18 protein-coding genes are annotated in these 23469 nt (G+C 72.0%); 8 read left to right on the forward strand and 10 right to left on the reverse strand.

The window, feature by feature from the left end:
* Window positions 1-15: 15 nt before the first annotated feature.
* Both ACFYTE_RS11640 and ACFYTE_RS11645 read right to left on the reverse strand, forming a co-directional pair.
* Window positions 16-567, reverse strand: a complete 552-nt coding sequence (locus tag ACFYTE_RS11640; protein ID WP_388708129.1) for an EF-hand domain-containing protein — start codon at window positions 565-567, stop codon at window positions 16-18.
* A gap of 219 nt (window positions 568-786) precedes the next feature.
* Window positions 787-2007 (reverse strand): MFS transporter, encoded by a 1221-nt coding sequence (locus tag ACFYTE_RS11645; protein ID WP_388708131.1) that lies wholly within the window; start codon window positions 2005-2007, stop codon window positions 787-789.
* Between the two features lie 561 nt (window positions 2008-2568).
* Here ACFYTE_RS11645 and ACFYTE_RS11650 point away from each other — a divergent pair.
* The 3 genes from ACFYTE_RS11650 to ACFYTE_RS11660 all read left to right on the forward strand — a co-directional run bounded on the left by ACFYTE_RS11650 (window position 2569) and on the right by ACFYTE_RS11660 (window position 5135).
* Complete coding sequence (locus ACFYTE_RS11650) at window positions 2569-3585, forward strand: ArsR/SmtB family transcription factor (RefSeq protein ID WP_388708133.1); 1017 nt, start codon at window positions 2569-2571, stop codon at window positions 3583-3585.
* A 75-nt stretch (window positions 3586-3660) separates the two neighbouring features.
* Complete coding sequence (locus ACFYTE_RS11655; RefSeq protein ID WP_388708136.1) at window positions 3661-4167, forward strand: glutathione peroxidase; 507 nt, start codon at window positions 3661-3663, stop codon at window positions 4165-4167.
* Window positions 4168-4286: 119 nt separating this feature from the next.
* The gene (locus ACFYTE_RS11660; RefSeq protein WP_388708378.1) at window positions 4287-5135 is read left to right on the forward strand and encodes a MerR family transcriptional regulator; all 849 of its coding nucleotides are present in this window, start codon (window positions 4287-4289) and stop codon (window positions 5133-5135) included.
* 207 nt (window positions 5136-5342) lie between these two features.
* Here ACFYTE_RS11660 and ACFYTE_RS11665 read toward each other — a convergent pair whose 3' ends face one another.
* The 3 genes from ACFYTE_RS11665 to ACFYTE_RS11675 all read right to left on the reverse strand — a co-directional run bounded on the left by ACFYTE_RS11665 (window position 5343) and on the right by ACFYTE_RS11675 (window position 7614).
* Window positions 5343-5534 (reverse strand): DUF397 domain-containing protein, encoded by a 192-nt coding sequence (locus tag ACFYTE_RS11665; RefSeq protein WP_388708138.1) that lies wholly within the window; start codon window positions 5532-5534, stop codon window positions 5343-5345.
* A gap of 188 nt (window positions 5535-5722) precedes the next feature.
* A complete protein-coding gene (locus ACFYTE_RS11670; protein WP_388708141.1) occupies window positions 5723-6580 on the reverse strand; it encodes a helix-turn-helix domain-containing protein in 858 nt (285 codons plus the stop codon).
* A gap of 275 nt (window positions 6581-6855) precedes the next feature.
* On the reverse strand, window positions 6856-7614 hold the full coding sequence (locus tag ACFYTE_RS11675; RefSeq protein WP_388708144.1) for a GPP34 family phosphoprotein: 759 nt from the start codon (window positions 7612-7614) through the stop codon (window positions 6856-6858).
* 1077 nt (window positions 7615-8691) lie between these two features.
* On the opposite strand from ACFYTE_RS11675, the gene ACFYTE_RS11680 reads away from it, so the two are divergent.
* Both ACFYTE_RS11680 and ACFYTE_RS11685 read left to right on the forward strand, forming a co-directional pair.
* Window positions 8692-11304 carry a D-alanyl-D-alanine carboxypeptidase gene (locus tag ACFYTE_RS11680; RefSeq protein WP_388708381.1) on the forward strand — a complete coding sequence of 871 codons (2613 nt, stop codon included), beginning with the start codon at window positions 8692-8694 and terminating at the stop codon, window positions 11302-11304.
* Between the two features lie 196 nt (window positions 11305-11500).
* Window positions 11501-13453 carry an MFS transporter gene (locus tag ACFYTE_RS11685; protein ID WP_388708146.1) on the forward strand — a complete coding sequence of 651 codons (1953 nt, stop codon included), beginning with the start codon at window positions 11501-11503 and terminating at the stop codon, window positions 13451-13453.
* A gap of 9 nt (window positions 13454-13462) precedes the next feature.
* Here ACFYTE_RS11685 and ACFYTE_RS11690 read toward each other — a convergent pair whose 3' ends face one another.
* Entirely contained in the window at window positions 13463-14323 is an 861-nt protein-coding gene (locus ACFYTE_RS11690) for a hypothetical protein (protein ID WP_388708148.1), read from the reverse strand.
* Between the two features lie 105 nt (window positions 14324-14428).
* Here ACFYTE_RS11690 and ACFYTE_RS11695 point away from each other — a divergent pair, with 105 nt between their 5' ends.
* Window positions 14429-15214 carry an SDR family oxidoreductase gene (locus ACFYTE_RS11695; RefSeq protein ID WP_388708149.1) on the forward strand — a complete coding sequence of 262 codons (786 nt, stop codon included), beginning with the start codon at window positions 14429-14431 and terminating at the stop codon, window positions 15212-15214.
* A gap of 218 nt (window positions 15215-15432) precedes the next feature.
* Complete coding sequence (locus ACFYTE_RS11700; protein ID WP_388708151.1) at window positions 15433-17004, forward strand: sodium:solute symporter family protein; 1572 nt, start codon at window positions 15433-15435, stop codon at window positions 17002-17004.
* 3 nt (window positions 17005-17007) lie between these two features.
* On the opposite strand, the gene ACFYTE_RS11705 is transcribed toward ACFYTE_RS11700, so the two are convergent.
* Both ACFYTE_RS11705 and ACFYTE_RS11710 read right to left on the reverse strand, forming a co-directional pair.
* Window positions 17008-18123, reverse strand: a complete 1116-nt coding sequence (locus ACFYTE_RS11705; RefSeq protein WP_388708153.1) for an ADP-ribosylglycohydrolase family protein — start codon at window positions 18121-18123, stop codon at window positions 17008-17010.
* A gap of 240 nt (window positions 18124-18363) precedes the next feature.
* Window positions 18364-19446 carry a glycerophosphodiester phosphodiesterase family protein gene (locus tag ACFYTE_RS11710; RefSeq protein ID WP_388708156.1) on the reverse strand — a complete coding sequence of 361 codons (1083 nt, stop codon included), beginning with the start codon at window positions 19444-19446 and terminating at the stop codon, window positions 18364-18366.
* A gap of 176 nt (window positions 19447-19622) precedes the next feature.
* Here ACFYTE_RS11710 and ACFYTE_RS11715 point away from each other — a divergent pair, with 176 nt between their 5' ends.
* Entirely contained in the window at window positions 19623-20156 is a 534-nt protein-coding gene (locus tag ACFYTE_RS11715) for a DUF2165 domain-containing protein (RefSeq protein WP_388708158.1), read from the forward strand.
* Here ACFYTE_RS11715 and ACFYTE_RS11720 read toward each other — a convergent pair.
* Window positions 20149-20715: a hypothetical protein gene (locus ACFYTE_RS11720; protein ID WP_388708161.1), complete on the reverse strand. Its 567-nt coding sequence runs from the start codon at window positions 20713-20715 to the stop codon at window positions 20149-20151. The two genes, ACFYTE_RS11715 and ACFYTE_RS11720, sit on opposite strands and share 8 nt — an antisense overlap.
* A gap of 90 nt (window positions 20716-20805) precedes the next feature.
* Window positions 20806-23391 (reverse strand): bifunctional FO biosynthesis protein CofGH, encoded by a 2586-nt coding sequence (locus ACFYTE_RS11725; RefSeq protein ID WP_388708163.1) that lies wholly within the window; start codon window positions 23389-23391, stop codon window positions 20806-20808.
* Between the last annotated feature and the right edge of the window lie 78 nt (window positions 23392-23469).

Raw genomic sequence — 23469 nt, forward strand, 5'->3', positions numbered from 1 at the left:
ACCCCGGCCGCCGCGTCAGGCCGCGGACCCGGTGCCCGCCCCCACCCCGGCGACCAAGTGGTCACCGGGGATGCCCGCCTTGTCCGGGGCGTAGTAGTCCCTGATGCCCTCGACCCAGGTCGGCACGGGGATCCGGTCGCCGGCCGTGGGGCCGAAGGCGTCGAAGAGGGCCTTGATGTTGCCGCGTTCGAAGCCGATCGCCGTCATCAGGGCCATGAAGTCCGGGCGTTCGATCAGCCCGTCGTCGTCCGGGTCGCCGAGGGCGGCGAGGGCCTGGGCGAACCCGGTGACCGTGGCGTCGAAGCGCTCGGGCGAGAGCACACAGGCGGTGTATTCCTCGAAGCTGATCAGGCCGTCTCCGTTGGCGTCCAGCTCGGTGAGCAGCGTGGTCCAGTACCGTTCGAAGGCCGCCCGCATGGCGTCCTTGGCCGCCTGGCCGGAACGGGGTGCCGCGGCGACGACCCGGTCGCCCATGAGCGTGAAGTCCTCGGCCTCCAGGACTCCGTTGCCGTTCGCGTCCAGCAGGGAGAAGACGAGGGCGACTCGCTGGGTGGCCTCTGCGCGCATGACTCGTGACCTCTCTTTAAGGGTGCGTCGGGGAGCGGGGCGCAGCGCCTGCGCCCGCTCCGTACGGCCGGACTGTGCCCGGCCCGAGCCATGATCGCCGTCGGGTCCGGGGCGTGCGCGGGCATGCAGAAACGTTTCGCCAGATCGGGGGAACCGGGCTGATTCTGCTGCGTCCTGGGGTCCGGGCGTGCACGTGCGTGGCGGTCGCGACGGTGAAGGTCAGTCGGCGGCGGTACGGGACGCCCGGCCGCCGTGGGCTCCGGCGGCGCGGCGCCCGGCCGTGGCCAGGGCCAGTGTGACCGCGAGCGAAGCCACCGCCATCGCCGTCATCCCGGTGGCCGGCGAGGTCAGTTGGGCCACCGAGCCGGCCAGCGCGGCGCCCACGCCCTGCATCGTCAGCATGCCCGCCGAGTGCAACCCCAGGGCGTGGCCGCTGAGTTCGTCCGGGGTCAGGGCCATCAGCCGCTCCTGCTGGACCAGGCTCGCGCCGAAGCCGACGGAGGCGAGGGTGACACAGACCGCGGCGAGCGGGACCGCGGGGCGCAGCGCGAACACCGCGTACGGCGCGGCAAGCAGCACGAGCAGCGGTGTCGCAAGCCGGGTCCTGACCGGCCCCGGCAGCAGCCGGCCGACGGTCACATCACCGGCGAGCATGCCCAGCGCCGCGCAGGCGAACAGGGTGCCCGCGGCGTCCGGGGCGTACGACACGTAGAGGGACTCGCAGCCGACGATCAGACCGTTGGGGATCCACAGGCCCAGGTAGGTCAGGCGGCGCGGGCGGGCCGACCACAGGACGGCGTTGGTGCGCCAGGTCGCCGTGACCGAGGGGCGGCCGGCCGCGCGGGGCGGGCGCGCGGTCAGACCCAGGCGCAGGACGAGGGCCGCCGTCAGATAGAGGACGGTCGCCAGCAGCAGCGAGGCGCGCGGGGAGAGGACGGCGACCAGGACGCCGCCCGCCGCGTACCCGGTGATCTGCATGATGCCGGACATCATGTTGAACACCGAACGCCCCAGCAGATAGCCGTCCTTGGTCAGGATCTCGTTCAGCAGTCCCCAGCGCACGCCGCCGCCGAGGGAGGCGACGAGGCCGAGGGCGAGGACGACGCCGAAGAGCGCGGCGATCGGCAGGCCGGGCAGTGCGAGGACCGCCGTGCCGGCCGCGAAGGACAGGGAGATGCCCGTCAGCGCGGCCCGTGCGCGCAGCCGGTCGGAGCCGGACAGGAGGAGGGTGGCGCCCAGCACCTGGGCGAGCGACGGGCCGAACATGCTCAGGGCGGACAGCAGCGGCGAGTTGGTCGCCCGGTACACGAGCGTCCCGAGGGCGAGACCGCTGACGGTCTGGGCGGCGGTGTGCGCGGCGGTGGCGACAAAGAGCGGGGCGAACTCCGGGGTACGGAAGAGGCTCCGGTACCCCGGCCGGCCCCCGAGCGAACGCTCCACAGGCGCCCGGTCACACGAGGGACGGCCGGTGGACACACCCTCCCGGGCCGACCGACCCCCGGGTGGAGGCTCCGGAGACGGGTGGACGGCGGAGCCGGTGCTTGCGGCGGGTGCGCGGTCGGGCGACGGGCGCTCCTGGACCGACCGACCCCCGGGTGGAGGCTCCGGAAACGGGGGGACGGCGGAGCCAGCGCCTGCCGCGGATGCGCGGTCAGGGGACGGGCGCTCCTGGATCGGCTGGCCCCCGGGTGGAGGCTCCGGAGACGGGTGGACGGCGGAGCCGGTGCTTGCGGCGGGTGCGCGGTCGGGCGACGGGCGCTCCTGGACCGGCCGACCCCCGGGTGGAGGCTCCGGAGACGGGTGGACGGCGGAGCCGGTGCTTGCGGCGGGTGGGCGGTCGGCTGCCGCATCGTCGAAAGGCGCAGGGGCCGGGGTCGGGTGGGCGGCGGAGTCGGCGCTTGGGGGTGGGTTGGTGTGGGGCATGGGCGGAGTCTCGGGGCGGTCGGCGGCGGCCGTTATTGTTTCGCACTGGCGCGAAACGTCGTACGGGAGGAGACCGCCGTGGGCTGGTGGCAGATCAACGCCGACACGCTCGCCGGCAGCCGGTTCGTGCTCTCCCCGCTCGCCGAGACCTTCGCCGCCCTGAAACTGCTGCACGCGGGAAGGGGGACGCATCCCGGCGAGGCGGAGTGGCTGCGCACGCATCTGCCCGCGTACCGGGCGCGGCTCGCGGCCGACCCGGTCACCGCGCTGCTGGTGCGGGCCGGCCTCGGCCGGCAGCGGTCCCTGCGGCCGGAGCCGGCGCGGCCGGGCGACCGGGAGGTCGAGGGCTGGAACGCCGACTTCCTCACTCCCCCGCCGCGCGACGGCGAGACCTTCGCGGAGGGCGTGGCGCGGGTGCGGGCGGCCCGCCCCGAGGCGGCGCGGGCCGATCTGCGGGTGTCCCTGGCCGGCCCGGTCCCCGCCGCACTGCACCGCGACGACCTGCCCGAGCGGGCGGCCACGCTCCTGGAGTACGTCTGGACAAGGACCGTACGGCCGTACTGGGACCGGCGTCGGCGCGTCCTGGAGGCGGATGTGGTCGCGCGGACCGCGCAGGTGAGCCGGGGCGGCTGGGCGGCGGCGCTGGACGCGCTCGCGCCAGGGCGCACGCGCTGGCTCGGCGAGAACCGGCTCCAGGTGAACCGGCACGAGTACCCGCCCCGGCAGATCTCCGGCGCGGAGTTGGTCTTCGTGCCGGTAACCGTGCAGACGGGCTGGGTGTCCTGGGCGGAGCGGGACCGGTACGCCGTGATCTACCCCTGCGCCGGGGTGCTGACGGACGTACGGGACCGTGCGGTGCCCGCGAGCCTGGGCGCGCTGCTCGGGGCGGCTCGGGCCGAGGTGCTGGTGCTGCTCGGCTCCCCGATGAGCACGACGCAGGTGATGGCGGTGACCGGGCAGGGGCTCGGGTCGGTCGGGCGGCATCTGAAGGTGCTGCTGGAGGCGGGACTGGTCGAGCGGCGGCGGGCGGGCCGGTCGGTGCTGTACTCGCGGACCGCGGTCGGCCAGGTGCTCGTCGAGGCCGCAGGGCCGTGACGCGCCGTCGGTCGACTGCGGCGACATCGTGGCCGGCCGCTCCCCCGGGTCCGCGGCTCCGCATAGCATCGCGTCATGACGACTACCGACCAGAACGGCTCCGTGCTCGACGTCGAGATCGATGCCCTCCAGGGCGGCCCCGCGGATCTGCCGCAGTACGCGGGCAAGGCCGTGCTCATCGTGAACGTGGCCTCCAAGTGCGGCCTGACCCCGCAGTACTCGGGGCTCGAACGGCTCCAGGAGCGGTACGCGGCGCGGGGCTTCACCGTGCTCGGCGTGCCCTGCAACCAGTTCCTCGGGCAGGAGCCCGGCAGCGCCGAGGAGATCGCCGAGTTCTGCTCCGCGACGTACGGCGTGACCTTCCCGCTGACCGAGAAGGTGGAGGTGAACGGGGCGGAACGGCACGCGCTGTACGAGCGTCTTGCCGGCTTCGCCGACGCCGAGGGGCACAGCGGCGACATCCGCTGGAACTTCGAGAAGTTCCTGATCGGGCGGGACGGCACGGTCGTCGCCCGGTTCGCGCCGCAGACCGAGCCGGAGTCGGCGGAGGTCGTGGCGGCCATCGAGGGCCAGTTCGGCTGAGCGGCGGCCCACGCGGTTGACCTTGCCCCTGGGGCAGGGCTGAGCGTCCTTGTCACCGGGCGGAAGGACCGCCCGGTGACGGAGGACGGGTGAGCCGGGCCGAAGGAGAGGCTGCTGTGGTGGACGAAGGGCTGCTCACCATCGGCGTGTTCGCCGCCAGGTCCCGGCTGTCGGCCAAGGCCCTGCGGCTGTACGACCGTCTGGGGCTGCTGTCCCCGGCGTACGTCGACGAGGCGAGCGGCTACCGCTACTACCGCGCCGACCAGGTCGAACGGGCCCGTCTCGTGGCCATGTTGCGGCAGTTGGACATGCCGCTCGCGCGGGTCGCCGAGGTGGTCGAGGCGGACGGGGCCGAGGCCGCCGACCGGCTCGCCGCGTACTGGGCGGACGTCGAGTCGCGGTTGGCCGGGCAGCGGACGCTCGCCGAGTACCTCCGTGGACGGCTGTCGGGGAGGAGTTCCGAGATGTACCGGACGTTCGAGGTCGGGACGGTGGAGGTGCCCGAACAGGTGGTGCTCACCGAGACCCGGCACACGCTGGCGGACGAGTTGCCCGCGTGGATCGGGGCGTCGCTGGGGCGGCTGGAGGCGGCGGCACGGGAGTGCGGGGGCGTCGTCGGGCCGCCGTTCGTCGTGTACCACGCGGAGGTGTCCACGGAGAGCGACGGACCCGCGGAGTCCTGCGTGCCGGTGGCCGACGAGGCCGCGGCGCGGGAGTGGGCCGCGCGACGCGGGCGGTCCTGGGAGACACGGGTGCGGGTGGAGCCCGCGGCCCGGCTGGCGTTCACCCGGATCACCAAGGCACAGGTGGCCCACCCGCAGATCCTCGCCGCCTTCGAGGCGGTGGAGGAGTGGCTGACGGCGCGGCGGCTGGAGCCGGCGGGGCCGTGCCGTGAGGTGTACTTCGCGGACTGGGACGCGGCGGGACCCGGGGACGCGGTGTGCGACGTGGCGTTCCCGGTGCGCTGACACCGGTGACACCGGTGACGCCGGGCGGTCGGCGCCGTGCGCGGACCGGATGACCCGGAAAAGGGGCGAGCCCCCTCGGCAAGGACGGCGAACTGGTCGAGAGGGCTCTGGGTCGAGCTTGTGCAGTTGTAAAGGGTGCAGTTGTGGATGGTGCGGTTGTGGATGGTGCGGTCGTCGGCGGAATCCGGCGGGGCCAGAAAGGTCTGCCTACGCCTTGACCGACGCCACGAAGGCGTTCCACGCGTCGGCGGGGAAGGCCAGGACCGGTCCTTCGGAAATCTTGGAGTCGCGTACGGCGAGTCCCTCGGGTGCGGGCGACTTGACCTCGACGCACGCCCCGTTCCCTGCGGAATAGGAGGACTTCGTCCACGTCGCCGTGGCGCCCTGAAGCAGTGCCATGTCCACTCCTGTTGCGAGTTTCTGTCGTGCGATTCGCGCCAACGGTCTTCCGATTGGCGTGATCGACGCTACTCGCCACCCTCCCCTCGCGGAGGAGTCCTTCACTCGACTGGATGGCATATTCCAGTGGAGTCTTCCGCCGCAGCGATGGGCCCCTGTACGATGCGGCGCCCCGCTCGGCGGGAGGCTCAACGGGCGTAACTCTTCGCCGCCTCCGCGATGAATTGCCGGGATTGCTCCACATTCAGGGACTGTGCCCGCAGATGTTCGTACATCACCGCGTACTTCTGAACGTCGTGCGCCTTCTCCAGGTACAGGTCGCTGGTGACCCCCTCCAGGTACACCACGCTGGAGTCGGCCGCGTCCGCGAACTCCAGGATCGCGTACTGCCCGTTGAGCCCGGGATGCGCCCCGCACTCGAACGGCAGCACCTGCACGGTGACATGGGGCAGATGGGACATCTCGATCAGATGCTCCAGCTGCTCGCGCATCACCAGTTCGCTGCCGACGAGCCGGCGCAGCGCGGCCTCGTCCAGCACCACCCACAGCCGCAGCGGGTTGTGTTCGGCGCTGATACGTTCCTGTCGCCGCATCCGCACCTGGACCCGCTTGTCGATGTCCTCGGTCGACGTCTCCGGCAACGCCCCCTGCACCAGGGCCTCCGCGTACGCGCGGGTCTGCAACAGGCCCGTGACGAGCTGGGGTTCGTACACCCGCAGCGACTCCGCGTCGGTCTCCAGACCGATGTAGACGCTGTACGGGATGTCCCCGAACGCGTGCCACCAGCCCTGCTGTCGCGAGTCCCGGGCCATCTCCATCAGCGAGTCGACGATCCGCTGGTCCTCGACCTCGTACACCCCGCACAGGTCACGGACGTCCCGCTGGCTGATGCTGCGCCGCCCGTTCTCCAAGCGGCTGATCTTCGACTGCGACACCAGCAGTCGCTCCGCCACCTCCTCCGCCGTCATGCCCTTGAGCTCGCGGAGCCTGCGCAACTCCTGGCCCAACCGGCGTCGTCTGACGGTGGGATTGACATTGGACGCCACGGGACGTGCACCTCCGGCTGACTGCCTGTACCTGGCACTTTGCGTATCTGCTGTTGAGCAGACTGCCACCAAGGTGCTTATTACCGCTGGCAAACGGTGGATATGCGGCGCGTACGCGTCAGTTCAGGCACAGACGGCCGAGCGGGACGGCGAGACCGGGGTCTCACCGTCCCGCTCGGACCAGCGGCTCCCGAACCGGGTCTGGGGACTGACGGTGCGGCATACGGTGGTGCTCCGTGCGGCCGGGTGGCGCGCGGTGCCGTGGAAACTGCGGCTCAGTGGACCACGGCGCGCGCCATCGAACCGTGGCGCGGCTGCATCGGAACCCCGCGCGCGGGTTCCACCGCGGGCCGGGCACCGGGCCCGGCCTGCTGCCGACCGGCCGCGGCGGGGCCGCGGCGCGGCTGGGCCACCGCACCGTTCTGGACGTCCATCACGGCGTGCGCCACGAGGCCGCCCATCGGGTCGTGCCTGATCAGGTCCCGCAGCCGGGAGCGGGACGAGCGTCCCTCGTTGCCCGGATACAGGTGCTTGCCGAGGCCGACCGCGTGCGCCAGGGCGGCGAGCGCCGCGGTCCGCGGGTCCGGCGGTACGCCGGTGCGGATCGCGGAGTCCAACCGCGCACGGATCTCCCGGCTGATGGCGGTGTCCGTCGCCTGATAGCGAGTGGTCGGCAGCACCCCGCACATCTGGCCCGGCACGGCGGCGACCATGCCGCACCGCTCCAGATGCGAGAGGTAGGTCTGGCGAAGCCCTAGACGCGGCCCGCCGATCCAGTGGACGGCACGCACCGGAGCGCCGCGCCTGCGCAGCAACTCCAACGCACTGTCCAGAGTCGGATCTCCTGTCGGCCGTGGCACCACCACGGCGATACGATCCCCGTCTGGGGCTATCCGTCCGGCCAGCGCCAGCTCCACTAGCTGTGCTCCGGCCAGACCGAGGTCGAGCGACTGCGGCTGCGCAGTGGTACCCGTGGTCGGGTCCAATGCCAGCAGCAGAAGCTCCTCCGGAAGTGTTCTGCGGCTCCTGCCCATCCATGCCTCCCCGCGTGGATGAATGACAGGGTGACCCCTCTCACATTGGTCTGTCGAGGGTGCGTGACCGGTTCGTGAGGGAACCGGTAGGTATGTCGTTCTCGTCTACCCCATGGGTTTGGCCCATACACAGGACACTGGTACATGGTTCGGACAGCGGTGGGAGACGCGGTCCGGGCGGGGCCAGCGGTCAACAACGGTCGGTTCGGCGGCCGCACCCAGGACGTGCGGCGCATGGAGGAGGCATCGGTGGCGGGCGAGTCCCCCGACAGGTCGAAGCAGCGCGAGTCGTCGGGAGAACCGACGTCGGGGAGCGCGGGTGCGGTTCCCGACACGCGGGATCCGCGGCTCGCGGTGGCCCGCGCGTCCGAGTCCCACGGGGGCGGCGCGGACACGGCGACCAAGGTGCTCTCGACACGGGAGGCGTCGACCGACGCCGACCACACGACGGAGACCGGGAAGCCGACCCACGCCGGCCCCCGGCCGGGAACCGGAAACACGGACGGGACCGAGAGCCACCGGACCGGGGCCCGCAGTGGGAGCGCGGAGACGGCCGGGACCGAGGGCCGAGCCGGGGCCGGGAGCAGGAGCGTGGAGACGGCCGGGACCGAGAGCCGGGCCGGGGCCGGGAACACGGCCGAGACCAAGAGCCGGGCCGGGGCCGGGAACACGGCCGAGACCAAGAGCCGGGCGGGGGCCGGGAACACGGACGAAGCCGAGAGCCGCCGGGCGGGGGCCCGGACTGGGAGCGCGGAGACGGACGGGACCAAGGCCGAGGCCGCTGCGCGCGCCAACCGTGCGGCGGAGGCCGGGGACACGGGCGAGACCGAGAGCCGCCGGGCGGGGGCCCAGACTGGGAGCGCGGAGACGGACGGGACCAAGGGGCGAGTTGGGGCCGGGAACACGGCCGAGACCAAGAGCCGGGCGGGGGCCGGGAACACGGCCGAGGCCGCTGCGCGCGCCAACCGTGCGGCGGAGGCCGGGGACACGGGCGGGACGCAGGCCTCGGTGCAGGACGGCGTCGGCCCGGAGACCGACGGGACGGGAGCGCGCCTGGCGGCTGCTGTGGCGGCGTGGGTGCGCTCGGGCGACTCCGGGGACTCCGACGGCGCGGAGACCGCTGGAGCGCCCTCCAAGCCGCTTCCCGGGGCCGCTGAGCCTCGACCGGAGGGCTCCGCCGGCTCCAAGGCGCCCTCCGCTTCCGGAACCGGCCCCGAGGACGCCGTCCACACCCCGGATCCCGAGACGGCCCCCGAAGCGGCGGCTGCCCAGCAGACGGACGCAGCCGCCGACACGAACACGGCCCCCGCCGGGGACACGGGCTCCAAGGCGGCGGACCCCAAGGCGGACGCGAGCCGCGAGGCGGACACGGACCCCAAGGCGGGCGCCAGCCGCGAGGCGGACTCGGGCCCCAAGACGGCGGCAGGCTCCACTACGGCGGCAGGCTCCCAGACGGACGCAAACCCCAAAGCCGGAGCGGGCCACGACGCGGACGCGGGCCCCAAGACGGGGGCAGACCCCACTACAGCGGCAGACCCCCAGACGGACGCAAACCCCAAAGCCGGGGCAGGCCACGACGCGGACACGGACCCCAAGACGGCGGCAGACCCCACTACAGCGGCAGACCCCCAGACGGACGCGGGCCCCAAAGCCGGGGCAGGCCACGACGCGGACGCAGGCCCCAAGACGGCGGCAGACCCCCAGACGGACGCGGGCCCCAAGGCCGGGGCGGGTCGCGAGGCGGGGGGCGGTGTGGGGACGGGTGCGGAGGCAGGTGGCGCCGCTACGGCGGAGGCCGAGGCCGCCGTCATAGCCACCCACTCGGTTTCCGGCACCCGGACGGACGACGAAACCGAGGCAGGGACCGAGGACGCCACGGGCGTTGATGCTCCTCGGGCGTCCGGCGCCAAGGCGGGTGCCGACTCCGCCGCGCGGGCCCACGATGCCGTGGCCGCAGACGCCGCCTCGGACTCGGCAGGTGACGGGGCGAAGACCGACGCCGAGGCCGGTCATGGGTCTGCCTCGGGTGCCGGTGCCCAAGCCGACGCGGACGCCGAGGGTGATGCGGGCGTCGGTGGTTCTCGGGACGCCGGAGGACCGGGTGGGCGCCGGAGTGACGATGCCGGTGGCGGCCACGGAGCCGGGGCGCAGGGGGTGGACCAGCCGACCGCTGTTTTCAAGGCCGTGCGGGTGCCCGCGGACGCGCCGGTCGACCAGCCGACGACCATGCTCAAGCTGGGCGGCGCCGGGAAGCCCGGCACGTCCGAGACCGACGCCGAGCGGACCAGCAGGTTCGTCGCGCTCAAGCCGCTCGACGACCCGGCCACCCGCAGGCCACCGGCGGCCCCCGCCGACGCCACCGCCCGCGTCCCCCGGCTCGGCCCCGAGCGCACCACTCAGCAGCCGCTCCCGCCCAAGCCGCCGCTGGACCTGCTGGCCGAGCTGACGAACACGCCGCCGCCCCCGCAGACCCCGGTCCGTACGATCGTGCGCCGGGTCAAGATCTGGACCCCGCTGGTCGTCCTGCTGGCCGTCGTCTTTGCGGTCGTGCAGGCGCTGCGCCCGCTGCCCACGCCGAGCCTCGACCTGACCGCCGAGGAGAGCTACACCTTCGACGGCGGCAAGGCGTCGATCCCGTGGCCGTCCGGCGGTCAGGGCGCGCTCGAAGTGCAGGGCATCGGCTCGTTCGGCTCGTCCGGCGAGCAGAAGCCCGTGCCGATCGCCAGTGTCGCCAAGGTCATGACCGCGTACCTGATCCTGCGCGACCATCCGCTCAAGGGCGGCGAGGGCCCGAAGATCCCCGTGGACCAGACGGCCCAGGACCAGGCGACCGCGGACGGCGAGTCCACCGTGGAGGTCCGCGCGGGCGACACCATCACCGAACGGGAGGCGCTCGAAGGGGTGCTGATCGCGTCCGCGAACAATGTGGCGCGGCTGCTCGCCCGCTGGGACGCCGGTTCGGAGAAGGCGTTCGTGGCGAAGATGAACGCCGCCGCCAAGGACCTGGGGATGACCCACACGACGTACACGGACCCGTCGGGCCTGGAGAAGACGACGGTCAGCACGGCCGTGGACCAGGTGAAGCTGGCGAAGGCCGCGATGCAGAACGCCTCCTTCCGTGAGGTCGCCCGGATGATGGAGTACACCGACTACAAGGGCACCAAGCACAGCAACTGGAACCGCCTGGTCGGCTACAACGACGTCATCGGCATCAAGACCGGCACCACCACCGCGGCCGGCGGCAATCTGGTCTTCGCGGCGACCCGGGAGGTCGGCGGGGAGACGCGGACCATCGTCGGCGCCGTGGTCGGCCAGGGCCCCGGCGGTGCGGACAACACGATCATCAGCGGCGCCCTCGACGCGGGCGACAAGCTGATCCGGGCCGCGCAGGGCGCGCTGAAGCCGGCGACGATCCTGAAGAAGGGCGATGTCGTCGGGTACGTCGACGACGGGCTCGGCGGCCGTACGCCGGTCGTGATCACCAAGGACGTCACGGCGGTCGGCTGGGCGGGCCTGAAGGTCGGGCTGTCGTTCGCCGCCGACGATGTGCCGCATTCCGCGAAGGCGGGCACGAAGGTGGGCACCCTCACCGTGGGCGACGGTTCGAACGGCGCGGTCAAGGTGCCGGTCGCCTTGCAGAAGGACCTCGCGGAACCCGGTTTCACGGACAAGCTGACCCGGCTCGGCTGATCCGCCGCACCCGGTCCGTCCCCGCACCCCGTCGACGGCCCCCACCCGGGGGCCCGTCGACGGGGTGCGTGCTAGCGTCACGAATCGGGCACAGGTCGCCGGTCAAGGGACAGGGCCGCGAACTGGCCGGTAAGCGGCCGGAAACACCGGGGAACCCGGCCGAGAACAAAAGACGGGACACGGGGAGTGCCTTCAGGTGGCCACTGCGGAGCCGACACGCGCCGACGACGCCGATCCGGGCCCGGGATCCGGCCCGCGAATACGCCTGCCCACGACCGACCTTGACGGCCACGCCGACCACGCCGACCACACGGACAGCCCCGCCGACCACGCCGACCACGCGGACGGCGGTACGGACGGCGGTACGGACGACCACCCGGTCGGCTACGCGGACGGCGGTGCGCTCCGCCGGGCCGGGCTGCTCGGCGTCGCCGAACCCCTGCGGCAGCGGCTGTTGCGGCACCCGGCCCTCTCCGTCACCGCGCTCGCCGGTGTGCTGCACATCATCTGGTTCTTCACGTTCGCCAACAGCGGCGGGGACCTCGCGGCCCAGGACGCGTGGGCCGAGTTCGTCGGCCGGCACCCCGACTCGGCGTACAACCTCGCCTGGTACGGCGGGATGCACCCGGTGTCGTACAGCGTGGTGTCGCCGTATCTGATGTCGGTCCTCGGTGTCCGTACGACCATGATGGTCGCCGGGACGGTGTCGGCGGGGCTGCTGACCATGATCCTGATCCGCAGCCGGTCGGTGCGCAATCCGCTGTGGGCGGCGCTGGCCGGGGTCTTCGCGCTGCTGTGCAACGCGTTGTCGGGCCGGGTGACCTTCGGTCTCGGCACGCTGTTCGCGCTGGGCGCGGTCGCGGCCGTCTTCTGCTGGCCCTACCGCTGGCGCCACAAGCGGTGGGCGAAGGCCCTGGTCACGGCGCCGCTGGCCGCGCTGGCCACCATGGCCTCGCCGGTCGCGGGCCTGTTCGTGGGCCTGGTCGCGGTGGCGTTGTTCCTGCAGAAGCGCCGCCCGGGCGCCTGGGCGCTGGGGCTCGCGCCGGCCGCGGTCGTCGCCGTCGCGGCCTGGCTGTTCCCGTTCTCGGGCACCCAGCCGATGGGTTTCGGCTCGACGGTGCTGCCGCTGGTGTACGGCCTGCTCTGTCTGTTCCTGGTGCCGAAGCAGTGGACGACGGTCCGGCTGACGGCCGCGGTGTACAGCCTCGCGGTGCTGCTGGTCTGGTTGGTCAGTTCGCAGATCGGGTCGAACATCTCCCGGCTGGCGATGCTGTTCGCGGGGGTGGCGCTGGTCGCGGCGCTGCCCTTCGCGGTGCCGCGGTCGCGCAAGTGGTACGCGATCGTGCTGTCGTTCCTGGGGTTCGCCGGCTGGATCGGCTTCAAGTCGGTCGACGACATCGTGCACACGACGCCGACGGCCTCCTGGGCGCGTGAGCTGGCCCCGCTGGTCAATGAGTTGCAGCAGGTGGGCGCCGAGAAGGGGCGGGTCGAGGTGGTCCCGGCGCGCTCTCATCGGGAGGCGTCCGCGCTCGCCCCGTACGTCAATCTGGCGCGCGGCTGGAACCGGCAGGCCGACATGGAGCGCAACCCCCTCTTCTACGACGACACGCTCAACTCGGCGAACTACCACGAGTGGTTGCAGCGCTGGGCCGTCCACTTCGTGGTGCTGCCCAAGGACGAGCCGGACGGTGACGGCGGCGAGCGGGAGCGGGAGCTGGTCCAGCGCGGGCTGCCGTATCTGAAGCAGGTTTGGGGCGACGCCAACTGGCAGTTGTTCCGGGTGACGGACCCGGCGCCGCTCGCCGAGCCGAACGCGGTCGTCGACCGGGCGGAGCAGGGCGAGCTGACCATCGAGGTGCGCAGGGCGGGCCGGGTCCTGATCCGCATCCCGTACTCGCCGTGGCTGAGCATCGTGGACGCCGACGGCAAGAGCCTGAAGCCGCCGCAGGAGACGCAGTCCTCCAAGCATCGCGCGGACGGGGTGCCGAAGACGTACGAGAACGTCAACGGCTGTCTGATGGAGACGGCGGAGGACGCCAAGGGCGACAAGTGGACGATGCTGCTGGCTCCGCGGGCCGGGACATACCGTCTGGCGGCGCCGTACCAGCTGCCGCGGGGCACGCCGTGCCCGGACGAGCTGAAGCAGTGACCGCGCCGGTCAGGCGTCGGACGGTCCGGTGGCCCGCAGTTCGGCCACGTAGCGGTCCGTGCCGGGGATCGTCGGGATGAACGGCGCCACCAGCTCCACCCGGCCGAGGCCCGACTCCCGTACCTGTTCGTCGAGTCCGGTGAAGTGCCGTTCCCAGCACTGACGCGGGTCGCTCTCCAGGAACCAGAGCAGGGTGAGGCGGGTGTCGGTGCCCTCGACCTGTTTCACATAGGTCATGCGGTCGCCGGGCAGCGGCGTCGGCCGGAACACGGTCACCAGGGCGGCCGGGGAGCCCGCCAGCCGCCTCGGCAGGTGACGGGCGCGCAGCCACTCCAGCAGGGCGGCGCGGCCGCCGGCCGGTTCGGCGTCGACGACCTCCAGCACCAGGCCGGCATAGGGGTGGTCGAGGGCGTGCTGGTCGCGGGGGCCGGCGGCGCCGTCCCGGTAGACGGTCGCCTCGTGGTCCTGGAAGGCCGTGAAGACATGGGTGCGGTCCTGGTAGACGCGGGCGTCGCGGTTCAGGCGCCGGTTGATGGCGACCGTCCAGCGCATGTGGTCGTCGTAGCGGCCGTCGGTGATCCAGTACGTGGAGAGGTAGCAGCCGGCGGTGACCGGCCGGGCCACGGCCGATTTCTCGGGGTAGCGCAGGAGTTGCAGGTCCCGGGTGGCCACCCAGCGGCGGCCCGCGTACATCCAGGGCATGGCCATCGCCCCGGCGTAGTAGTGGTCGTCCTCGTACCACCTGTTGTACGCGTACTCGTGGCCGGGGTGCGGCTCGACCATGGTGATCAGGGCGTGCCCGGGGCGGACCCCGTAGGGGCCGACGGCGGCCAGTTCGGCGTACAGCTCGCTGCGGGTTTCCTCACTCATGCCGTTCCCCTCCGTGGTCCGTGCTCTTCCTAACTTCTGCGGACGCCCATACTCTGACGCTCCGTCAGATAAAGCGCCAGGGCCGGGACAGCCAGGAGGTCCACCATGTCACTGCTCGCGGGCAAGACCGTCGTCGTGTCGGGGGTGGGAGCCGGGCTCGGCCACCAGGTCGCCGCGGCCGTCGTACGGGACGGGGGCAACGCGGTGCTCGGGGCGCGCACCGAGGCGAACCTCGCCAAGAGCGCGGCGGAGATCGATCCGGCGGGCGCGCACACGGCGTACCGGGCGGCCGACATCACCGACGAGGAGCAGTGCGCGGCGCTGGCGGGGCTGGCGCGGGAGCGGTTCGGACGGATCGACGCCGTGGTGCATGTGGCCGCGTGGGACTCCTACTTCGGCGGGCTGGAGGACGCGGACCTCGCGACCTGGCGGTCGGTGCTCGACGTGAACCTGCTGGGCACGCTGCGGATGACCCGGGCCTGCCTGCCCTCGCTGAAGGCGGGCGGCGGTTCGGTGGTGTTCGTCGGGACCCAGTCGGCCCTGGCGGCGCCCTCACAGGTGAAGCAGGCCGCGTACGCCGCTTCGAAGGGGGCGTTGACCAGCGCGATGTATTCGCTGGCGCGCGAGCTCGGGCCGTACCGGATCCGGGTGAACACCGTGCTGCCGGGCTGGATGTGGGGCCCGCCGGTGCAGGCCTACGTGCGGTTCACCGCGCAGACCGAGCAGGTACCGGAGGCGGAGGTGCTGGGCCGGCTGACGGAGCGGATGGCGCTCCCCGAGCTGGCGACGGACGGGGACGTGGCGGACGCGGCGGTGTTCCTGGCCTCGGACCGGGCGCGTGCCATCACGGGGCAGTCCCTGCTGGTCAACGCCGGTGAGCTGATGCGCTGAGCCCTTTCGCCGACCTCGCGAGGGCGTTCAAGTATGTGAATCAAGGTCAGTAAGACGAACCTTTTTACCTGCACTTGACCCTCCATCAGCTTGTCGTGCCCTCTTCAACTCGCCCACGATGAGCGGGCACTTCGCGGCCTTCCCCGTCCCCGCTCCGTTCATGCGAAGTGCCGGCCGGCTGAGCGGAGTCCACAAGGCGGACCCTGGAAGGGGGGCACATGAACGGTCTCGACTGGGCCGTGCTCATCGCCTACTTCGGCGTGATGGTCGCGATCGGCGTGTGGTCGCACAAGCGCGTGGACGACGTGAGCGACTTCTTCACGGCGGGCGGCAAGATGCCCTGGTGGCTCTCCGGCATCTCGCACCACATGTCCGGCTACAGCGCGGTCATGTTCACCGGGTACGCCGGAATCGCCTACACCTACGGCGTCACCTCCTTCGTCACCTGGTCCTTCCCCATCGCGCTGGGCATCGCCATCGGCTCGAAGCTGTTCGCGCCGCGGATCAACCGGCTGCGCTCACGGCTGCATGTGGCCTCGCCGCTGGAATACCTGAAGAACCGCTACAACCTCCCCACCCAGCAGGCCCTCGCCTGGTCCGGCATGCTGCTGAAGATCGTGGACGTGGGCGCCAAGTGGGCCGCCATCGCCACACTGCTGTCCGTCTTCACCGGCGTCTCCCTCAACCAGGGCATCCTCATCACCGGTGTGATCACGGCGATCTACTGCACCATCGGCGGCCTGTGGGCGGACGCACTGACCGAACTCGGCCAGTTCGTCATCCAGTTGCTGGCCGGTCTCGCCATGTTCGTCGCGGTGGTGGTCGAACTCGACGACAGGAACATCGGGTTCCTCGGCGCCTGGGACGAGCCCGCGCTGCACGGCCACGGCAAGCCGCTGGTCGGCCCCTACGGCACCGTCTTCCTGCTCGCCTTCCTGTTCATCAAGCTCTTCGAGTACAACGGCGGCATGCTGAACCAGGCCCAGCGCTACATGGCGACCGCAGGCCCGCACGAGGCGTCGCGTTCGGCCCGGCTGTCCGCGGTGCTCTGGCTGGTGTGGCCGGTCGTCCTGTTCTTCCCGATGTGGATGTCGCCGCTGCTGGTCCAGGCGCAGAAGCCGGACGGCTCCGACTCCTACGCCCTGATGACCGAACAGCTCCTGCCGCACGGCATGCTGGGTCTTGTCATCGTCGGCTTCTTCTCCCACACCATGGCCATGTGCTCCTCCGACGCCAACGCCATCGCCGCCGTGTTCACCCGGGACGTGGCACCGGTGCTGTCCGCCCGGGCGCGGGACTGGGGCGAGCGGTCGGGCCTGATCGCGGCGCGCATCACCACCGTCGTCTTCCTCGGTCTGTCCATGGCGGTGGCCACGCAGGTCAACTCGCCCACGTTCAAGGACATCATCACCGTCGTCATCAAGTGGGTCGCCGGTCTGATGGGACCGATCGCCATCCCGATGATGCTGGGGCTGCTGCGCACGTTCCGCAGGTCAGGTCCGACGGCCGCGCTCGTCAGCTGGGCTGCAGGACTGCTGGCCTTCTGGCTGGTCAACTACCCGATCAACTGGAACGTCGACGGCGGCGTCCCGCTCCAGTACCAGGTGTCCGTGCCGCTGGCCGTCTCCCTGGTGCTGTACATCCTCATCGGCTACCTCAAGCCGGAGGACACCCCGGAACGGCTCGCGATCATCGAGCGGATCAACACGGACGACGACAGCGCGGCCCGCGCCGTGCCCGCCCCCGCGCAGGCGGGCGACAACGTGGTGGGCACGCCCGCGAAGGAGTGACGGTCAGGCCCTCGGATACCGGACCAGCCACCCCGGCGAGGACCCGGCGGGCCCGTGCAGCGCGGGCCCCTGGGTCATCTCCATCGCGAAGTCGTCGGCCAGTTCCAGGATCGTGGGGCGGCCCTCCAGTTCGGCCAGCCAGGCCGGCGGGAGGGCCGTTTCGCCGTGCAGGGCGCCGAGCAGTCCGCCGGTGAGCGCGCCCGCCGCGCCGGAGGGCCCCGCCTGGTTGACGGCCAGGCACAGCCCGTGCCGTACGTCCTCGCCCACCAGCGCGCAGTACACGGCGGCGGCCAGCAGCCCGTCCGCCGTGCCGTCGCCCGCCAGCTCCTCCACCCGCGCCGGGCTGGGCATGCCCTGCCGCACCGCGCCGAGCGCGTGCTGGAGGGCGTCCGAGACCGGCTGATGGCCGGGCCGGGCGGCGAGCAGGGCCAGCGCCCGCTGGACGGCGCCGTCCAGGCTCTCGCCGCGGGCCAGCGCGTGCACGATCACCGCGTACGCGCCCGCCGCCAGATACGCCGTGGGATGCCCGTGGGTCTGCGCCGCACACTCCACGGCCAGCTGCACCACCAGTTGCGGCTCCCAGCCGACCAGCAGCCCGAACGGCGCCGACCTGGCCACCGCCTCCGGGCCCAGCTCACCCGGGTTCTTGGGCTTGTCCAGCGTGCCCATGTGCGCGTCGCCGAAGCCGATCAGCAGCGCCCGCGACGGGTCCCGCCGGGCGTACAGCCACTCCTCCCGGGCCAGCCAGCCGTCCTCCGCACGGCGCTCGTCCGGGCCCCAGTCCCGCTGGGTGGCCGCCCAGCGCAGATACGCCCGGTGCAGATCGGTCGGCGGATGCCAGGCGCCGGTGTCGCGGCGGACCTGGGCGCGGATCAGCCCGTCCACGGTGAACAGGGTCAGCTGGGTGTGGTGGGTGACCGCGCCGCGTCTGCCGAAGCCGACGGCCAGGTCCACCAAGCCCTCGGCGCCGAACGAGGAGCGGATCTCCTCCAGCGTGAGCCCGTCCGCCGGGCCCCCCAGCGCGTCGCCGACGGCCGCCCCGAGGAGCGTGCCCCGCACCCGGCTGCGGAAGTCCTGCTGTTCGGCACGGCCCCAGACCGCACCGGCTGTCGCACCCACCAAGACCTCCTCCGGGCAGTGTCCGTACGCACGACAGCACAGCACTGTATTCGACCGGGAACGGTCCGTTCATGAGGCGGATCAGTATGCGGGATGTGACAGAAATGACGGAGAGCGACAACTCGGGGCGCTGGGCGAGACGGTGGCCGATCGCGGTGTCGGTGTCGGTGGCGTGCAAGTCCCGGCGGGGCGGTGGTGTCGGCGGGGCCGCCGACACCACCGGCGCGGAAGGGGGCGCCGTCAGTGGCCGCGGGGCGCGGGGTAGGCCTTGGGCAGGCGCATGCCGCGCTCGGCCATGATGTCCCGGACGTGGTCGGGGTAGTCGGTGATGATGCCGTCGATCCCCATGTCCATCAGCGCCTCGATGGTGGGGTTGTCGTCACAGGTCCACGGGATGACCTTCAGGCCGCGCTCGTGGGCGTCCTCGACCATCTTCTCGGTGACGTAGAACCTGAAGTCCGGGTCCGCGACGGTTCCGTTCTGCGGCATGCCGTAGACGGGCGAGAGCGCCTTGACGCCCGGGACGGCGGCGGCCGCCTTGACGAAGTCGCCGTCGTAGTCGTCGGCGTCGATGCCACCGAGCCACGGGGACGCGCCGGGCTTGCCGACCTGGAGGAAGTCGTAGTTGGTCAGCGCCACCAGCGGGTAGGACGGCGCGAGCCTGTGCATCGCCTTCAGGGCCCCCCAGTCGAAGGACTGGATGGTGACCTGCCTCTCGATGCCCGAGCGGTGGATCTCCTCGTAGACGCGCCGTACGAACAGCTCGCGCGGCGCCGTCTGCTCGGGCGCGCCCGCCTCGACCTTGGTCTCGATGTTGAGCTTGACCTGCTTGGCCCTGTAGCGCTTGACCAGGTTGAGGACGTCCTTCAGCTCCACCATGCGAAAGCCCTTGATCTGCTCCTGCTCGGGGAAGCCGGGCAGTTGCTGGTAGCCGCAGTCCATCGTCTTGATCTGGGCCAGCGTCAGGTCCTTGATGTACTTGCCGACGTACGGGTACATCGGGTCGCCCGGCGTCACCGGGCCGGTGTCCTTGCACTTCTGGGCGCTGATCTGCCGGTCGTGGTTGACCACGACCTTCTGGTCCTTGGTGACGTGCGTGTCCAGCTCCAGGGTGCTCACCCCGAGGCGCAGGGCCTTGCCGAAGCCCTCCAGGGACTCCTCGGTGGTCATGCCGATGCCGCCGCGGTGGGCCTGCAGATCGAAGTGGGTCTTCTGGGGAAGAACGTGCTGGGCACCCTGCTGAGCGGTGGCCGCCTGGGCGGTCGCCGGGACAGCGAGCGCGGGCACCACTGCCAGGGCGGCGATTGCATGCCGGAGGAGCATTCAGGCCTCGCTTGTGTCGGACCGACTGTGCCCCGTGAAGGTAGGTCGCGGGTAAAGCCGTCACCAAGCCTTGACGCATGAGAGCTTCGTGAACGCCTGGGAAACGAGGCCGGCGAGGAGTCACTCTGGCTCAATGCGTACGGGACGCGGTGGAGTCGGCAGGGAAGGAACCGGTCATGGTCACCACCTCCACCACGCGCACCGCCGACGCCGGTGCCGCCACCGAACCCCGTGGGCTCGCCCTGGCCGCAGGAGTGCTCACCGCGACCGTCGCCCTCTATATGACGCTCGTCGCCATCGGGAACGTCACGGACTTCGGCACCAATCAGCAGTTCGTACGGCATGTTCTGGCCATGGACACGACGTTCCGGGACGAGGACCTGATGGGCCGGGCCGTCACGAGCACCGCGCTCCAGGACGCCGCCTACGTCGCGATCATCGTCTGGGAGTGGGTCGCGGCCCTCGTCCTCGTCGCCGGGACGTGGCTGTGGGTGCGCCGCGACCACGGGCGGGCCCGGCGGTTGTCCACGTACGGGCTGCTGATGGTGATGCTGCTCTTCGGCGCCGGGTTCATCGCGATCGGCGGCGAGTGGTTCGCCATGTGGCAGTCGAAGACGTGGAACGGACTGGCGGCGGCGACCCGGGCGTTCCTGCTCAGCGGCGTCGTCCTGCTGATCGTCCAGTTGCCGCAGCGGCCGTCGGCTAGCTGACCACCGTCACCTTGGTGTCCGGCTCCGTGCCGAACGTCCACAGGGCGGCGCCGTCCGCCTTGGGCATCCGGATGCCGCTGGTCTGCTGGCCCGCGGCGGGCGGCGGGGACGAGCCGTCGACCGCGTTGGAGAAGGCGATCGACAGACCCGACTTGCCGGCGAAGTAGAGGACGTGCTCGATCGGTACGCCGTCCGAACCGGTCGTGGCCGGGCGGGTGTTGGAGATCGTGTAGGTGCCGGGATCGGGGCCGACCGTCCCCGGCCACACGGTGAAGGTCCTGGTCGCCTTCTCCGCCGCGTCGACCAGCCAGACCCGCTTCTGGCCGAGCGAGTAGACGATGCGGCGGCCGGTGCCGGAGCCGTCCGGCACCGCGGGGGCCGCAGTCCGGGTCGGCTCGGGTGCCGGGTGCGCGCTCGCGGACGCCGATGCGCTGGGCCGGGCCGCCGCGGCCGTGGGGTGCGGCCCCTTGTCGGCCTGGACGGCGAGGACGACGACGGCCACGGTCGCCCCCACCGTCAGACCGGTGACCCAGGCCCACGAGGGCAGTCGGGCTGGCACGGGCACGCATCTCCTCCGCTACGGGTCCCCGTCGAACGGGGGTCGGATCATCGTACTGTGACCGTGCCGTCCGGCGGCCTCCCGAGGGTGTCAGTCCAGCACCGGCAGCAGCTCCGGAAGATGCCCGTCCGAGGCCGCCGCCGCCCGCTGCCGCTCCTCGGGCACCTCCCCGTACAACGTCGTACGGGGCCGGGCCGGGCGGCCCGCCGCCTCGGCCACCGCGACCAGGTCGCGCACCGACTTGTACGAGCCGTACGAGGAGCCCGCCATACGGGAGATCGTCTCCTCCATGAGCGTGCCGCCCAGGTCGTTCGCGCCGGAGCGCAGCATCTCCGCCGCACCCTCGGTGCCCAGCTTCACCCAGCTGGTCTGGATGTTCGGGATGTACGGGTGCAGCAGCAGCCGGGCCATCGCGGTCACCGCCCGGTTGTCCCGCAGCGTCGGGCCCGGCCGGGCGATGCCCGCCAGATACACCGGCGCGTTGGTGTGGATGAACGGCAGCGTCACGAACTCCGTGAAACCGCCCGTCTCGCGCTGGATACGGGCGAGCGTACGCAGATGGCCGAGCCAGTGGCGGGGCTGGTCCACATGGCCGTACATCATCGTCGAACTCGACCGGATGCCCAGCTCGTGCGCGGTCGTGATCACCTCGATCCAGGTCGCCGTGGGCAGCTTGCCCTTGGTGAGCACCCAGCGCACCTCGTCGTCCAGGATCTCCGCCGCCGTACCCGGGACGGAGTCGAGCCCGGCCTCCTTCGCCGCCGTCAGCCACTCGCGGATCGACAGGCCGGTGCGGGTGGCGCCGTTGACCACCTCCATCGGTGAGAAGGCGTGCACATGCATCCCCGGGACGCGTTCCTTGACCGCCCTCGCGATGTCGAAGTACGCGGTACCGGGCAGGTCCGGGTGGATGCCGCCCTGCATGCACACCTCCACCGCGCCGACGTCCCACGCCTGCTGGGCGCGGTCCGCGACCTGCTCCAGGGAGAGGGTGTACGCGTCGGCGTCCGTGCGGCGTTGCGCGAACGCGCAGAAGCGGCAGCCGGTGTAGCAGACGTTGGTGAAGTTGATGTTGCGGGTGACGATGTAGGTGACATCGTCGCCGACCGCCGCGCGGCGCACCTCGTCGGCGATCCGGGTGAGCGCGTCCAGCGCCTCGCCGTCGGCGTGCAGCAGGGCCAGCGCCTCCAAGTCGGTCAGCCGGGTCGGGTCGTCGGCCGCGGTCGCCAGGGCCGCGCGCACATCCGTGTCGATCCGCTCCGGTGCCATCCCGGGGGCCGCCGCCTCCCGCAGGGCGGACCAGTCGCCGTACACCTCGTCGAAGTCGTCGCGCCGGTCGGCGGTGCGGCCCTCGGTGTCGATGGTGCGGTGCAGATCGGTACGGCCGGTGGCGGCGAACGCCTCCTCCGGCTCCTGCCAGGGCAGCCCCGCAGGCCGGGCGTCCGGACGCGCCAGGCCGGTCTCCGGGTCGGCCAGCGCGGCCACGTGCGGACGCAGCCGCGGGTCCAGCCAGGGCTCGCCGCGCCGCACGAACTCCGGGTAGACACACAGGCGTTCTTGCAGTTCGAAGCCGGCCGCCGCGGACTTCGCGGTCAGCTCCTCGATCTGCGGCCAGGGGCGTTCCGGGTTGACGTGGTCGATGGTGAGCGGGGAGACGCCGCCCCAGTCGTCGATGCCCGCGCCGATCAGCCGCTCGTACTCGGCGTCGACCAGGTTCGGCGGGGCCTGCAGACAGGCGCTCGGACCCATGATGTGCCGGGCGACCGCCACGGCGGCGACCAGCTCGTCCAGTTCCGCGTCCGGCATGCCGCGCATCGCCGTGTCCGGCTTGGCGCGGAAGTTCTGGATGATCAGCTCCTGGATGCCGTGGTAGGCGCGTGCCACCTTGCGCAGCGCGAAAAGGGACTCCGCGCGCTCCTCGTAGGTCTCGCCGATACCGATCAGCAGCCCGGAGGTGAACGGGACGGAGGAGCGGCCCGCGTCCTGAAGGACCCGCAGCCGTACGGCCGGTTCCTTGTCCGGGGAGCCGTGGTGCGGGCCGCCCGGCTCCGACCACAGACGGGTCGCGGTGGTCTCCAGCATCATGCCCATGGAGGGGGCGACCGGCTTGAGGCGCTGGAAGTCCGTCCAGGTCATGACGCCCGGGTTGAGGTGCGGAAGCAGACCCGTCTCCTCCAGGATGCGGATGGAGACGGCACGGACGTAGGCGATGGTGTCGTCGTAGCCGTGCGCGTCCAGCCATTCACGCGCCTCGGGCCAGCGGTCCTCGGGCTTGTCGCCGAGGGTGATCAGGGCTTCCTTGCAGCCGAGCGCCGCGCCCTTGCGGGCGATGTCCAGGACCTCGTCCGGGGACATGAACATCCCGTGCCCGGCGCGGCGCAGCTTGCCGGGGACGGTGACGAAGGTGCAGTAGTGGCACTTGTCCCGGCACAGCCGGGTGAGGGGGATGAAGACGCTCTTCGAGTACGTGATGACGCCGGGCCTGCCCGCCGCCTCCAGGCCCGCGTCCCGCACCCGGGCGGCGGACGCGGCGAGGTCGTCAAGGGCCTCACCGCGCGCCTGGAGCAGCACCGCCGCCTCGGAGACGTCGAGGGCGACGCCGTCCCGGGCGCGTTTGAGGGCGCGACGCATGGAGTTCTCGGTCGGGCCGGTTCCGGAGGTCGCGGAAGTCGTCATTCCTTGAGCATACGTTCGAGCGCCGCCGGTTCAGCGGGGTCGGGGGTGCGGTGCCATTGCCGGGCGCGGCACCGTGGT

This window comes from Streptomyces sp. NPDC004629 (assembly GCF_042873595.1).
Lineage (GTDB): Bacteria > Actinomycetota > Actinomycetes > Streptomycetales > Streptomycetaceae > Streptomyces.